Genomic DNA, 14,166 nt, shown 5'->3' with positions numbered 1-14,166 from the left:
CATGCCGTCGCGCGACGGCATGGCGCTAACGCCTGCGGCGTGCTTACACCGACAACTCCAACAACAACTTGTTGAGCCGCCGCACATACGCCGCCGGATCCTTGAGGCTGTCGCCGGCCGCCAGTGCGGCCTGATCGAACAGTACCTTCGCCAGATCGCCGAAGCGTTCGCCATCGGCTTCCGCGTCCAGCTTCTCGATCAGCGGATGCGCGGGGTTGAACTCGAACACCGGCTTGCTCTCCGGCAACTTCTGGCCGCTGGCTTCCAGGATCTGCCGCATCTGCAGGCCCAGGTCGCCCTGGCCGATGGCCAGGATCGCCGGGGAGTCGGTCAGGCGGTGCGAGACGCGCACCTCGGAGACCTCGTCCTTGAGCACGTTCTGGATGCGCTCGACCAGGCCCTGCTTCGCCTTGGCCGCCTCTTCCTTGGCCTGCTTCTCTTCCTCGCTGTCGAGCTTGCCCAGGTCCAGGTCACCGCGCGCCACGTCGACGAAGGACTTGCCGTCGAACTCGGTGAGGTAGCTCATCAGCCACTCGTCGATGCGGTCGGTAAGCAGCAGCACTTCGATGCCCTTCTTGCGGAACACTTCCAGGTGCGGGCTGTCCTTGATCTGCGCGTAGCTCTCGCCGGTCAGGTAGTACAGCTTGTCCTGGCCTTCCTGCATCCGCGCCACGTAGTCGGCCAGCGACACGTTCTGCGTCCCGTCGTTGCCGTGGGTGGAGGCGAAACGCAGCAGGCCGGCGATCTTCTCGCGGTTGCCGAAGTCCTCGGCCGGGCCTTCCTTCAGCACCTGGCCGAAGTTCTTCCATACGCCCTGGTAGCGCTCGGTGTCGTCCTTGGCCAGCTTCTCCAGCATGTCCAGGGCGCGCTTGGTCAGCGCCGACTTCATCGAGTCGATCACCGGACCGGACTGCAGGATCTCGCGCGAGACGTTCAGCGGCAGGTCGCTGGAATCGACGATACCCTTGATGAAGCGCAGGTACAGCGGCAGGAACTGCTCGGCCTGGTCCATGATGAAGACGCGCTGCACGTACAGCTTGAGTCCGCGCGAGGCGTCGCGCTGGTACAGGTCGAACGGGGCGCGGCCGGGCACGTACAGCAGCGAGGTGTACTCCAGCTTGCCCTCGACCTTGTTGTGGCTCCACGCCACCGGGTTCTCGTGGTCGTGGGCGATGTGCTTGTACAGCTCTTGGTATTCCTCGTCCTTGATCTCGGTGCGCGGCCGCGTCCACAGCGCGCTGGCGCGGTTGACGGTCTCCCATTCCGGGGTCTCGGGCTTGTCCTTGTCCTCGCCGTAGTGTTCCTTGGGCAGTTCGATCGGCAGGGCGATGTGGTCGGAGTACTTGCGCACGATGCCGCGCAGCTTCCAGCCGTCGGCGAAGCCCTTCTCGTCGTCCTTCAGGTGCAGCACGATGCGGGTGCCGCGCTCGGCCTTCTCGACCGTGGCGACCTCGAACTCGCCTTCGCCGCGCGAGGACCAGTGCACGCCTTCGCTGGCCGGCAGGCCGGCGCGGCGGCTGTACACGTCGACCTGGTCGGCGACGATGAACGCGCTGTAGAAGCCCACGCCGAACTGGCCGATCAGGTGCGAATCCTTCTTCTGGTCGCCGGACAGGTGCTTGAGGAACTCGGAGGTGCCGGACTTGGCGATGGTGCCCAGGTGCGCCACGATCTCCTCGCGGCTCATGCCGATGCCGTTGTCGTCGATGGTGACGGTGCCGGCGTCCTTGTCGAAGCCGATGCGGATGCGCAGCTGCGCGTCGCCGTCCAGCAGCTCCGGCTTGACCAGTGCCTCGAAGCGCAGCTTGTCGGCGGCGTCGGAGGCATTGGAGATCAGCTCGCGCAGGAAGATCTCCTTGTTGGAATACAGCGAATGGATCATCAGCTGCAGCAGCTGCTTGACCTCGGTCTGAAAGCCCAGGGTTTCTTTTTGGGTTTCCACGCTCATCGGTAGGTGCTCCATGAAGGATGGGCGGCCGCGCGGAGGAGGGCGCGGCTCTGCCGGCCGACATGGTGGCGGCCGTGGCCGGCTTCAAGCGCTGCGCCGCGCATACGCGCGACACCGCGCTGGTCTATGATCCGGACCCCGTTTCCGCGACGCCCACTGCCCGCCGCCCATGCCGTTCATGCGTTCCCCATCCTGCCTGTCCCGGCCCCTGCGAGGCCGCCGATGAGCCGTCCCGGCGGCGGGCAGGTGCGGCTCATCGGCGGGCGCTGGCGCAACACGCGGCTGCCGGTGCCGGATCTGGCCGGGCTGCGACCGACCTCCGACCGGGTCCGCGAGACCCTGTTCAACTGGCTGCAGCCGGTGCTGCCCGGAGCGCGCGTGCTGGACCTGTTCGCCGGCAGCGGCGCGCTGGGGCTGGAGGCAGTGTCGCGTGGCGCCGCCGCCGCGGTGCTGGTCGAGCGCGACCCGGGCCAGGTGGCGCAGCTGCGCGCCACGGTCGCGCGGCTGCAGGCGCAGGACCAGGTGCAGGTGGTGCAGGGCGATGCGCTGCGCTGGCTGGCCGACGCGCCGGCCGACGCCCTGGCGGATATCGCCTTCGTCGACCCGCCGTTCGCCGCCGGGCTGTGGGACGCGGTGCTGCAACGCCTGCCGGCGCGGCTGGCGGCCGACGCCTGGCTGTACCTGGAGTCGCCGGCCGGGCAGGGACCGGCGCCGCCCGCACCCTGGGCGCTGTACCGCGAGGGCGGCAGCCGCGAGGTGCGCGCTGCCCTGTACCGGCGCACCGCTGCTACACTTCCCGGCGACCTTCACGCGGTACCCGACGCATGACCGTGGCCCATAGCCGCATCGCCGTCTATCCCGGCACCTTCGATCCGATCACCAACGGCCATATCGATCTGGTCAACCGTGCCGCACCGCTGTTCGAGCAGGTGATCGTGGGCGTGGCGCAGAGCCCGTCCAAGGGGCCGACCCTGCCGCTGGAACTGCGCGTGTCGCTGGCCCGCGAGGCGCTGGCGGGGCACCGCAACGTGGAAGTGCTGGGCTTCGACACCCTGCTGGCGCATTTCGTGCGCTCGGTCGGCGGCGGCGTGCTGCTGCGCGGCCTGCGCGCGGTGTCGGATTTCGAATACGAGTTCCAGATGGCGAGCATGAACCGGCATCTGATCCCGGAGGTGGAGACGCTGTTCCTCACCCCGGCCGAGCAACACAGCTTCATTTCGTCCTCGTTGGTGCGCGAGATCGCGCGCCTGGGCGGGGACGTCTCCGGCTTCGTGCCGCCGTCGGTGGTGCAGGCGCTGGTCCAGGCCCGCCAGGCCGCCGCGCAGCGCTGAGCCGTCCACCATTCACTGACGACACAGAGGGAGCCGTTCCATGAACACCACCGCACGCGCGTTGCTGATCGCTTCGCTGGCCCTGGGCTTCACCGCCTGCAAGAAGGAAGAGGCCGCCAAGCCGGCCGCCGACGCGCAGCCCGCGCTGACCGCCCCCGCCAAGGACGACGACGCCGGCTGGAAGAAGTACCTGCAGGAAGTGGCGATCCAGAACATGGGCAACGTCACCAACAGCCCCTTCCTGTACTACCTGCCGCCGGAATCGGATCCGGAGTTCCAGGCCAAGTACGAGCGGCAGGTCGAAAGCGCCACCACCGCCATCGGCCGCGGCATCCAGCCGGGCAACATGCTGGCGTTCGGTTCCTCGGCCTCGGCCAAGATGGCCGACCTGATCGCCGCGGCGTTCGCCAAGGTCGAGCCGAACAGCATGAAGGGCGTGCGCGTGGTCTACATCGGCGCCCCGGCCGACAGTGCCCGCGTCGAAGCCGTGGTCAAGCCGACCGGCGCCGACTACATCTTCGTCGAAGCCAAGTAAGCCCTGCGCGGGCCGGCGCGCCGCTGCGCGCCGGTCCCGCCATGTCGCGCCGCCCGCAACGGGCGGCCGCGTCGCGCGGACGTGCCGGGGGCCGTCGCGCGGTTCCGCAGTTCCAGGCAGGCACAGGCGATGCGGATCTTCATCACCGGTCCCACCGGCGCCGGCAAGACCACCCTGGCGCGCCGGCTCGGCCGCCGTCATGGCATTGCCTGCCACGCGCTGGACGAGTTGCACTGGGTCCGCCGCCCCGAGGGGGACATGCGTCGCCCGCTCGAGGACAAGCTGCCGCTGCTGCAGCGCATCGTCGACGGCGAGCGCTGGATCGTCGAAGGCGTGCAATTCAAATGGGCCGACGCAGCGCTCGCGCGCGCCGACCACATCGTGGTGATCGATGCCGCGCCCTGGCGCACCACTGCGCAGATCGTGCTGCGGCTGAGCCGGCAATGGCTGGGCCTGGAAGCCGCTGCCTACCGGCCGAGCCTGGCACGGTTGCCGCAGATGCTGGCCTGGGCTCGCGACTACCGCCGAGAGGAGCGCGCGCTACTGCTGGCCAAGCTCGCTCCGTTTCGCGCCAGGACCCTGTTGATCCGCCATAGCCGCGCGCGGTTGCCGCCTCCGCTGAGTTAGCCGGCCAGCGCCAAGCCCGGCTGCGCTCGCCTCGCCCCCCGTGCCTGTCGACGTGCGGCGACGGGATCTTGCAAGTTGCTTTGGCCGCCGCGCCGAGCACACGCCGCGTCGCCGGTCCGCGACGTTGGCGATACAGCGTTCCGCGCCCTGGCGCCGCCTTCGCAGGGCCGTCCCGCCCCGATCCGGTAAACTGCCCGGGTCAGTGCCGAAGTGCGCCACATGTCCCTCAAGATCAACGAGCTCTGCGTCAACTGCGACGTCTGCGAGCCGGCCTGCCCGAACCAGGCCATCGCCATGGGCGAGACGATCTACGTGATCGACCCCGCCCGCTGTACCGAATGCGTCGGCCATTTCGACGAGCCGCAGTGCGTGGTGGTGTGCCCGGTGGAGTGCATCGACCCGGACCCGGCCATCCCGGAGACCCACGCGCAATTGCTGGCCAAGCTGCAGCGCCTGCAGCGCGACCACCCCGAGTTGTACCCACAGGAGCCCCCCGCCGCATGAGAAGCCTCGTCCGCCGTGTCCTGCTGCTCGCCCTGGTCCTGACGCCGTCGGCGTGGGCCGAGGCGCCGGTCGCCGAGGCGACCGCCACCGCCCCGGCCGCGCATCCGCCCGGCGCCGCGATCGCCAGCGGTCACCGCCTGGCCACCGAGGCCGGCCTGCAGATCCTGCGCGAGGGCGGCAATGCCTTCGACGCCGCGGTGGCGGTGTCCTCGACGCTGTCGGTGGTCGAGCCGATCAGCTCCGGCCTCGGCGGCGGTGGGTTCTTCCTGCTGCATGACGCCAGGACTGGCAAGGACGTGATGCTGGACGCGCGCGAGACCGCGCCGGAATCGGCGACGCCGGCCGCGTTCCTGGACGCCAAGGGCGAGCTGGACCGCGACCGTTCGATCAACGGCCCGTGGTCGGCCGGCATCCCCGGGCTGCCGGCGGCGCTGGTGGAACTGGCGACCAAGCACGGCCGGCTGCCGCTGCGGCAGTCGCTGGCGCCGGCGATCCGCATCGCCCGCGACGGCTTCCCGGTCTATGCGCGCATGGCCGAGGGCTACCAGTCGCGGCGCAAGGTGATGGAGCGCTATCCCGGCACCCGCGAGGTCTACCTGCGCAACGGCCGGCCCATCGCGGTGGGCGACGTGTTCAAGCAGCCGGAACTGGCCAACACGCTGCAACTGCTGGCCGACAAGGGCTTCGACGGCTTCTACCGCGGCGCCACCGCCAAGAAGCTGCTGGCCGGCGTGAAGCAGGCCGGCGGGCGCTGGACCGCCGAGGAACTGGCCGGCTACACGGTCAAGGAACGCACGCCGATCCGCTTCGACTACAAGGGCTGGACCATCACCACCGCGCCGCCGCCGTCCTCCGGCGGCATCGCCCTGGCCAGCATGCTGCAGATCCTGGAAGGCTACGACCTCAAGACCATGGACCCGGTGCACCGCGTGCACCTGACCGTGGAAGCGATGCGCCGCGCCTACCGCGACCGCACCTTCTTCCTGGGCGATCCGGATTTCACCCACGTGCCGCAGCGCATCCTGCTCAGCAAGGACTATGCGGTGGGCCTGCGCTCGACCATCAATCCCGACAAGGCCACGCCCAGCGACCTGCTGTCGGGCCAGCCGACCCCGCTGGAAGACGACGAGACCACGCATTTCTCGATCATCGATGGCGAAGGCAACCGCGTCGGCGCGACCCAGACCGTCAATCTGCTGTACGGCTCCGGCCTGATCCCCAAGGGCACCGGTGTGCTGCTCAACAACGAGATGGACGATTTCGCGCTGCGTCCGGGCACGCCGAATGCGTTCGGGGTGATGGGCTACGCGGCCAACGCGCCCAAGCCGGGCAAGCGCCCGCTCAGCTCGATGTCGCCGACCTTCATGGAGAACGCGGACAAGGCCATCGTGCTCGGCACCCCGGGCGGCAGCCGCATCATCACCATGGTGCTGCTCGGCATCCTCGGCTACGACGACGGCCTCAGCGCGCAGCAGGTCGCCGCGCTGCCGCGCTACCACCACCAGTGGCTGCCGGACGTGATCGAGGCCGAGACCGGTACTTTCGACGCGGCCACGGCCAAGGGCCTGGAAGCGATGGGGCATACGCTCAAGCTGCCCGGCGACAGCGCCGAGGACGGCCACGGCTCCAGCCACGTCTGGGGCAACCTGCAGACCGTGGAATGGGACAAGCGCCGCAACGTGCTCAGCGGCGGCAGCGACCCGCGCAACGAGGTCGGCAGCGCCGAAGTGCTGCAGACCGCGCCGGCGCCCTGATGCGCGTTTTTGCGATTCCCCAATCCCGACTCCCCAATCCCCGCCCATGAAACTCTGGTCCATCCAAGGCAACTCGCAGAAACTCGACGGCGGCGCGATGTTCGGCAACGCGCCCAAGGCGATGTGGCAGCAGTGGGCCGCGCCCGACGACGGCAACCGCATCGCGCTGGCCTGCCGCGCTCTGCTGGCCAGCCCGCTGGCCGGCAAGACGGTGCTGTTCGAGACCGGCATCGGCGCGTTCTTCCCGCCGGCACTGCGCGAGCGCTACGGCGTGCAGGAAGCGCGGCACGTGCTGCTGGATTCGTTGCAGGCGGCCGGCTTCGCGCATGCCGACATCGACGTGGTGGTGCTGAGCCATCTGCACTTCGATCACGCCGGCGGCCTGCTGGCGCCGTACCGCGAGGGCGCCGCGCCGGAGCTGCTGTTCCCCAACGCGCAGTTCCTGGTCGGTGCGGCGCACTGGCAACGCGCGCTGCACCCGCATCCGCGCGACCGCGCCAGCTTCATCCCGGAACTGCCCGGCCTGCTCGAGGCCAGCGGCCGCCTGGAACTGGTCGAGGGCGAGTACTCGCGCGCGCTAGGCGAGGCGGTGCGCTTCCGTTTCAGCGACGGCCACACGCCGGGGCTGATGCTGGCCGAGATCGTCGGCCCCACGCACGGCGAGGACGGCCACGCGCACGGCGGGGTGGCGTTCTGCGCCGACCTGATTCCCGGTCGCTCCTGGGTGCACGTGCCGATCACCATGGGCTACGACCGCAACGCCGAGCTGTTGATCGACGAGAAGCGTGCGTTCCTGGAGGACGCGCTGGCGCGCGAGGTGCGGCTGTTCTTCACCCACGATCCGGATTGCGCGCTGGCGCAGCTGCAGCGCGATCCCAAGGGCCGCTTCGTCACCGCGCACGAACTGCCGGCGCTGCAGGCGCGCGCGCTCGCGGCCTGAGCGCGGCGGCAGCGGCGTCGCCAGCGGGGATCGGCCCCGCGCGCGGCGGGCGCCGCGTCAGGCTGACCAGTGCAGGGCCGTCTTCGCCGGCGCGCCGGAAGTGGCGCCGTCCAGCGCCACCGAAAACCCGATCGTGGTGATGCCGTCGCGGTGCTGCGCGAACACGCGCCCGCCGTGCATCGTCGCCACCGCCTTGACGATCGCCAATCCCAGGCCATGGCTTTCGCGGCTGTTGGCGCGGGCGGCGTCGCCGCGGTAGAAGCGATCGAACAGGCGCTGCAGATGCTCCGGCGCCAGCGCCACGCTGGGGTTGGAGAAGGCGATCAGCGCCTCGCCGCCGCGCTGCACGATCTCCACCACGATCGGTGCGGCGCCGGCCGAATGCTGGATGGCGTTGTGCAGCAGGTTGGACAGCGCGCGCCGCAGCAGCGACTTCTCCACCGGCACCACCACGTCGCCGCGCAGCTCCACGCGCAAACCGGCCTCGTCCAGCAGCACCTCGAAGAACTCCACGGTCTTGCCGACTTCCTCGGCCAGCGACGCGTCCTCGCACTGGCGCGCGCGCTGGCCCTGTTCGGCGCGCGCCAGGAACAGCATGTCGGCGACGATCGCGCGCAGCCGCTCCAGTTCCTCCAGGTTCGACTGCAGCACCTGGCGCAACTGCTCGGCATCGCGATGGCGGGTCAGCGCCACCTGGGTCTGGCCGATCAGGCTGGCCAGCGGCGTGCGCAGTTCGTGGGCGACGTCGGCATTGAAGCTTTCCTGCTGTGCGTAGGCGGCATCGAGCCGGTCGAAGGCCGCGTTCAACGAAGCGCCCAGATCCTCCAGTTCGCGCGGCAGCCGCGGCAGGTCCAGCCGCCGGCGGTCGTGCGGGCCGATGCGCTGGGCGTCGGCCGACAGCCGTTGCACCGGGCGCAGGCCGAGCTTGGCGGTCCAGTAGCCCAGCGCGCCGACCAGGGCGGTGCCGGCCAGCGTGACCAGTGCCAGGGCGATGTCGAAACGGCGCCGGGTCAGCGCGAACGGCGCGCTGTCCATCGCCGCGATCAGTTGCACCGCCGGGCGCACCGGCGTGGCCGGCAGCGTCTGGCCGATGGCCTGCCACGCCTGCGGATGCGCATCGGCGATGCCCGGCGCCTGCGGATCGTCGATGCGCACCAGGCCGCTGCGGCCGCGCGTGGCCTGCGCCATCGCCTCGGCGCCGTGCCCGTAGCGGAACGCCGGATCGGCGCTCCACAGCCAGAAGCGCAGGTCCGGCGCGCCCGAGAGGCTGGCCAGGCGGGTGCGCGCATGCGCGGCCAGGTCCGGCGAGCGGCTGTTGACCAGCATGTACTGCACCGCGTCCATGTGCGAGCGAAGCTCCTCGCGCTGATGCCGGCGCAGTTCGTGTTCCAGGACCTGGTGCAGCACCAGCCCGATCAGGGCGAAGCCGAGCAGCGCGGTGGCCGCGAACAGGCCGGCCAGGCGCAGCGCGATCGAAGGCCGCGCCGGCGCGCTCACCCGGCCGCGTCCTCGCGTTCTTCCAGCACGTAGCCCATGCCGCGCACGGTGTGCAGCAGCGGGGTATCGAACGGCACGTCGATCTTGGCGCGCAGCCGCTTGATCGCCACTTCCACCACGTTGGTGTTGCTGTCGAAATTCATGTCCCAGACCATCTCGGCGATCGCGGTCTTGGACAGGATCTCGCCCTGGTGCCGGGCCAGCGTCGCCAGCAGCGCGAATTCCTTGGCGGTCAGGTCCAGCCGCTGCCGCCCGCGCACGGCCTTGCGGCTGATCATGTCGATCTGCAGGTCGCCCACGCGCAACAGCGTGCTTTCCTGGGCGCGGCCGCGCCGCGCCAGCACCTGCAGCCGCGCCAGCAGTTCGATGAAGGAGAACGGCTTGATCAGGTAGTCGTCGGCGCCCTCGCGCAGGCCCTTGACCCGGTCCTCCACGCTGTCGCGCGCAGTCAGCATGATCACCGGGGTGGTCTTGACCGAGCGCAGCGAGCGCAGGATGGCGAAGCCGTCCAGACCCGGCAGCATCGCGTCGAGCACGATCACGTCGAAGTCGTAGTGCAGGGCCAGGTGCTGGCCGTCGATGCCGTCGTAGGCCACGTCGACGGTGCAGCCCTGTTCGCTCAGCCCCTGCTGCAGGTAGTCGGCGGTTTTGCGCTCGTCCTCGACGATCAGCACCTTCACGGCTGCAGCGCCTCCGGCGCGGCGATGCGGGCGCGCCGCGCCTGGCGCCGCTGCAGGTACCAGCCGTGCAGGCGGTCCAGGTACAGGTACACGATCGGCGTGCTGAACAGGGTCAGCAGCTGCGACAGCAGCAAGCCGCCGACCATCGCATAGCCCAGCGGCCGCCGCAGTTCCGATCCGGCGCCGTGGCTGAGCATCAGCGGCAGGCCGCCGAGCAGCGCGCACAGGGTGGTCATCATGATCGGCCGGAAGCGCATCAGGCAGGCCTCGAAGATCGCATCGCGCGAGGACAGCCCGCGTTCGCGTTCGGCATGCAGGGCGAAGTCCACCATCATGATCCCGTTCTTCTTGACGATGCCGATCAGCAGGATGATGCCGATCATCGCGATCACGCTCAAGTCGTAGCCGCCGGCCATCAGGATCAGCAGCGCGCCGACGCCGGCCGAGGGCAGGGTGGAGAGGATGGTCAGCGGGTGGATGTAGCTCTCGTAGAGCAGGCCGAGCACGATGTAGACCGCGACCAGCGCCGCCAGGATCAGGTACGGCTGGGTGCGCAGCGAGGCGCTGAACGCCTGCGCCGTGCCCTGGAAGCTGCCGCTGAGCGTGGCCGGCACCCGCAACTGCGCCTGGGCCTGCTGGATCGCGTCCACCGCATCGCCCAGCGCCGCGCCCGGGGCCAGGTTGAAGGAGATGGTCACCGCCGGGAACTGGCCCTGGTGGCTCACCGACAGGTAGCCGGTCTTGCGGGTGTCGAGCGTGGCGAAGGTGGACAGCGGCACCTGCTTGCCGGTCAACGGCGAGGTCAGGTACAGCCGCTGGAACAGCGACGGATCGCCCTGCAGCGCCGGCGTCACCTCCAGCACCACGTGGTAGCTGTTGAGCTGGGTGAAGTACTGCGCGACCTGGCGCTGGCCGATGGCGTCGTTGATGGTCGCGTCGATCTGCTGCGGGGTGATGCCGAAGCTGGCCGCGCGCTGGCGATCGATGGTCAGGCTGGCGATCGGCGCGGCGTTCTGCTGGTCGGAGGCGACGTCGGTCAGTTGCGGCAACGCCTTGAACGCCTTCAGCAGCCGCGGCGCCCAGGTGTTGAGCTCGTCGAGGTTGGCGTCGGTGAGGGTGTACTGGTACTGCGTGCGCGCCAGGCGGCCGCCGACGTTGATGTCCTGCCCGGCCTGCATGAACAGGGTGACGCCCTGCACGTGCGCCAGGCGCTTGCGCAGCCGCGCGATCACCTGGTCGGCGCTGGCGGTGCGGCCCGCGTCCTTGGGCTTGAGCGCGATCGAGAAGGTGCCGGAGTTGAAGGTGCTGGCGCCGGTCTGCATGCCGAAGGACAGCACGTCCGGGTCGCGGCGGATGATGTCGGCCAGTTGCAGCATGCGCGTGCGCATCGCCGCTGAGGATGAATCCTGCGCCGAATCGGCGGTGCCGGAGATGAAGCCGGTGTCCTGCTGCGGGAAGAAGCCCTTGGGCATCACCACGAACAACGCCACGCTGGTGGCCACGGTCAGCAGGAAGCTGGCCAGGGTCAGCCGCGGGTGCCGCAGCACCGTCTCCAGGCCGCGCCGGTACGCCGCCAGCATCGCGTCGAAGCCGCGCTCGAACGCGCGCGCCAGGCGCCCCTGCGCCTGCTCGGCGTGCGGCTTGAGCAGGCGCGCGCACAGCATCGGGGTCAGGGTCAGCGACACAAGCAGCGACACCAGGATGGTCAGGCTCACCGTCACCGCGAACTCGCGGAACAGGCGGCCGACGATGCCGCCCATCAGCAGCAGCGGGATGAACACCGCCACCAGCGACACCGAGATCGAGACCAGGGTGAAGCCGATCTCGGCCGCGCCCTGCAGCGCCGCCTGCACTGGTGCCATGCCGTCCTCGATGTGCCGGTAGATGTTCTCCAGCATCACGATGGCGTCGTCCACCACGAAGCCGACGGCGATGGTCAGGCCCATCAACGACAGGTTGTCCAGGCTGTAGCCGAGCACGTACATCAGCGCGGCGGTGCCGAGGATCGCCAGCGGCACGGTCAGGCTCGGGATCAACGTCACCACCGCGCTGCGCAGGAACACGAAGATCACCGCCACCACCAGCACGATCGACAGCAGCAGGGTGAACTCCACGTCCTCGACCGAGGCGCGGATGTTCTGCGTGCGGTCGGCGAGGATCTTGACGCTGACGCTGGGCGGGATCGAGGCCATCAGCCTGGGCAGCGCGGCCTTGACCTGTTCCACCGTATCGATGACGTTGGCGCCGGGCTGCTTGGTGATGGCGATCATGATCGCGCGGCCATTGACGATGCCGCTGTCGGCCGGCGCGGCGGCGCCGGCGTAGCCCCAGGCGGCGATCTTGGCGTTCTCCGGCCCGTCCACCGCGGTGCCGACGTCGCGCACGCGGATCGGCGCGCCGTTGCGCCAGGCCAGCACCGCGTCGTTCCAGGCCGCGCTCTGCAGCAACTGGTCATTGGTGGAGACGGTGAAGGCCTGGCGCGCGCCGTCGATCGAGCCGGTGGCCGCGTTCACCGTGGTGGTGGCGATCACCGAGCGGATGTCCTCCAGGCTCAGGCCCAGCGCCGCCAGCTTGGCCGGATCCACCTGCACGCGCACCGCCGGCTTCTGCGCACCGTACAGGTTCACGAGACCGACGCCGGAGATGCGCGAGATCTGCTGCGCCAGCACGTTGTCGGCGTAGTCGTTGACCTGGGTCAGCGGCAGCACCCGCGACTGCACCGCCAGGATCAGCGCCGGCGATTCGGCCGGGTTGATCTTGCGGAAGCTCGGCGCGCTCGGCAGCGCGCTCGGCAATTGCCCGGACGCGGCATTGATCGCGGTCTGCACGTCGAGCGCGGCGGCGTCGATGTTGCGGTCCAGGTCGAACTGCAGCGTCACCTGGGTCGAACCGAGCGCGCTGGTCGAGGTCATCTGGCTCAGGCCCGGAATCAGCGACAGCTGCCGCTCCAGCGGCTGCGCCACGTTCGAGGCCATGGTCTGCGGGCTGGCGCCGGGCAGGCTGGCCGAGACCTGGATGGTGGGGAAATCGACCTGCGGCAGCGGCGCCACCGGCAGCAGCGGCCAGGCCACCAGGCCCAGCAACAGCAGCGCCATGGCCAGCAGCGAGGTGCCGATCGGGCGTTTGATGAAGGCGGCCGAGACGCTCACGCGTGCGCTCCCGCCTTGGCCGGCGCGGCATGCTTGGCCGGCTTGGCGTCCACCACCTTCGCCCCCGGATGCAGGCGGTATTGCCCGTCGACCACCACCCGCTGGCCGGCCTGCAGGCCCTTGCCGATCACGGTCTCGCCATCGGCCTCGTCCAGCACCTGCACCGGCTGGTCGCGCACGTTGCCGTCGCTGCCGATCACGTACACGAACTCGCCGTCCTGGCTACGCTGCACGGCCGCACTCGGCACCACCAGCGCGCCGCTGCGCATGCCCAGGGTGATGCGTGCATCCACGCCCTGTCCGGGCCACAGCGTGTGCGCGGCATTGGCGAAGTGCGCCTTCATCGCGATGGTGCCGGTGCTGGTGTCGATCTGGTTGTTGAGCAGGGCCAGCGTGCCGTGCGCCAGCACCTGTCCGCTGCCGTGGTCGACCGCGTCCACGCCCACGCTGGACGGTGCGCTCTGCAGCGCGCGGTTGATCTGCTGGAAGGCGCTTTCCGGCAGGGTGAACTGCACGGCGATCGGGTCGATCTGGTTCACCACCACCAGGCCGCCGGCATCGCTGGCGTGGACGATGTTGCCCGGATCCACCAGGCGCGCCCCGGCGCGGCCGTCGATCGGCGCGCGGATGGTGGTGAAGTCCAGTTGCACCCGTGCGTTGTCGATCGCCGCCTGATCGCTCTGCAGGGTGGCGCGCAGTTGCGTCACCAGCGCCTTCTGCGTGTCCAGGGTCTGGCGGGTGGTGGCGTTGTCCTGCAGCAGTTGCGTGTAGCGCTGCAGGTCGGCCTGCGCATTGCCCAGCTGTGCCTTGTCCTTGGCCTGTTGCGCGGTGGCCGCGGCCAGTTGCGCCTGGTAGGTGCGCGGATCCAGCCGCGCCAGCACCTGCCCGGCCTTGACGTCCTGGCCCTCGCCGAAGCCCACGTCGATCAGTTGCCCGTCGATGCGCGAATGCACGGTCACCGAGGCGATCGGCAGCACCGTGCCGATCCCGGTCTGGCGGATCGGCACGTCCTTGCGCAGCACCGGCGCGCTGGTCACCGGCACCGGCGGCGTGGCCGCGGCCGGTGCGTGGCGGGGACGCAGCCACAGCGCCACGAGCAACGCGACCAGCAGCGCGGCGACGACGAACGGCCAGCGCCGTCGCGGCAGGGCATGGCGCGGTGGCGGATCGGCGGGGCGGGTGGGTGCGGCGGTGGACATGG

The 14,166-nt window shown here is 70.0% G+C and carries 12 protein-coding genes; 7 read left to right on the top strand and 5 right to left on the bottom strand.

The annotated features are described in order from the left end of the window. Window positions 1–43: 43 nt before the first annotated feature. Window positions 44–1,948 (bottom strand): molecular chaperone HtpG, encoded by a 1,905-nt coding sequence (htpG, locus tag PG878_RS13755; RefSeq protein WP_209031689.1) that lies wholly within the window; start codon window positions 1,946–1,948, stop codon window positions 44–46. 222 nt (window positions 1,949–2,170) lie between these two features. On the opposite strand from htpG, the gene rsmD reads away from it, so the two are divergent. The 7 genes from rsmD to PG878_RS13720 all read left to right on the top strand — a co-directional run bounded on the left by rsmD (window position 2,171) and on the right by PG878_RS13720 (window position 7,639). Then, a complete protein-coding gene (gene rsmD / locus PG878_RS13750; RefSeq protein WP_209031690.1) occupies window positions 2,171–2,776 on the top strand; it encodes a 16S rRNA (guanine(966)-N(2))-methyltransferase RsmD in 606 nt (201 codons plus the stop codon). Beyond that, window positions 2,773–3,279, top strand: a complete 507-nt coding sequence (coaD, locus tag PG878_RS13745) for a pantetheine-phosphate adenylyltransferase (protein ID WP_019801822.1) — start codon at window positions 2,773–2,775, stop codon at window positions 3,277–3,279. Before rsmD ends, coaD begins: the two co-directional genes overlap by 4 nt. A gap of 40 nt (window positions 3,280–3,319) precedes the next feature. Next, a complete protein-coding gene (locus PG878_RS13740) occupies window positions 3,320–3,814 on the top strand; it encodes a hypothetical protein (RefSeq protein WP_209031691.1) in 495 nt (164 codons plus the stop codon). A 129-nt stretch (window positions 3,815–3,943) separates the two neighbouring features. Then, complete coding sequence (locus PG878_RS13735) at window positions 3,944–4,441, top strand: AAA family ATPase (RefSeq protein ID WP_209031692.1); 498 nt, start codon at window positions 3,944–3,946, stop codon at window positions 4,439–4,441. Window positions 4,442–4,660: 219 nt separating this feature from the next. Next, window positions 4,661–4,945: a YfhL family 4Fe-4S dicluster ferredoxin gene (locus PG878_RS13730; protein WP_017908325.1), complete on the top strand. Its 285-nt coding sequence runs from the start codon at window positions 4,661–4,663 to the stop codon at window positions 4,943–4,945. Then, complete coding sequence (gene ggt, locus PG878_RS13725; RefSeq protein ID WP_209031693.1) at window positions 4,942–6,699, top strand: gamma-glutamyltransferase; 1,758 nt, start codon at window positions 4,942–4,944, stop codon at window positions 6,697–6,699. The genes PG878_RS13730 and ggt overlap by 4 nt, the downstream gene beginning before the upstream one ends. A 46-nt stretch (window positions 6,700–6,745) precedes the next feature. After that, a complete protein-coding gene (locus tag PG878_RS13720) occupies window positions 6,746–7,639 on the top strand; it encodes an MBL fold metallo-hydrolase (RefSeq protein ID WP_209031694.1) in 894 nt (297 codons plus the stop codon). A 57-nt stretch (window positions 7,640–7,696) separates the two neighbouring features. Here the strand turns inward: PG878_RS13720 and PG878_RS13715 are convergent, their stop codons facing one another. From PG878_RS13715 to PG878_RS13700, 4 genes are read right to left on the bottom strand one after another with little or no spacing between them, the layout of a single operon-like run. Continuing rightward, entirely contained in the window at window positions 7,697–9,136 is a 1,440-nt protein-coding gene (locus PG878_RS13715) for a heavy metal sensor histidine kinase (RefSeq protein WP_209031695.1), read from the bottom strand. Then, window positions 9,133–9,816 carry a heavy metal response regulator transcription factor gene (locus tag PG878_RS13710; protein ID WP_209031696.1) on the bottom strand — a complete coding sequence of 228 codons (684 nt, stop codon included), beginning with the start codon at window positions 9,814–9,816 and terminating at the stop codon, window positions 9,133–9,135. The genes PG878_RS13715 and PG878_RS13710 overlap by 4 nt, the downstream gene beginning before the upstream one ends. Then, window positions 9,813–12,965, bottom strand: coding sequence for an efflux RND transporter permease subunit (locus PG878_RS13705; protein ID WP_209031697.1), 3,153 nt, complete (start codon window positions 12,963–12,965; stop codon window positions 9,813–9,815). Before PG878_RS13705 ends, PG878_RS13710 begins: the two co-directional genes overlap by 4 nt. Beyond that, window positions 12,962–14,164 (bottom strand): efflux RND transporter periplasmic adaptor subunit, encoded by a 1,203-nt coding sequence (locus PG878_RS13700; RefSeq protein ID WP_209031698.1) that lies wholly within the window; start codon window positions 14,162–14,164, stop codon window positions 12,962–12,964. Before PG878_RS13700 ends, PG878_RS13705 begins: the two co-directional genes overlap by 4 nt. Between the last annotated feature and the right edge of the window lie 2 nt (window positions 14,165–14,166).

This window comes from Xanthomonas hawaiiensis, from assembly GCF_031834635.1.
GTDB classification, from domain to species: Bacteria; Pseudomonadota; Gammaproteobacteria; order Xanthomonadales; family Xanthomonadaceae; genus Xanthomonas_A; species Xanthomonas_A sacchari.
The sequence above is the reverse complement of the archived record's forward strand: the minus strand, read 5'-3'. Positions and strand labels throughout refer to the sequence as shown.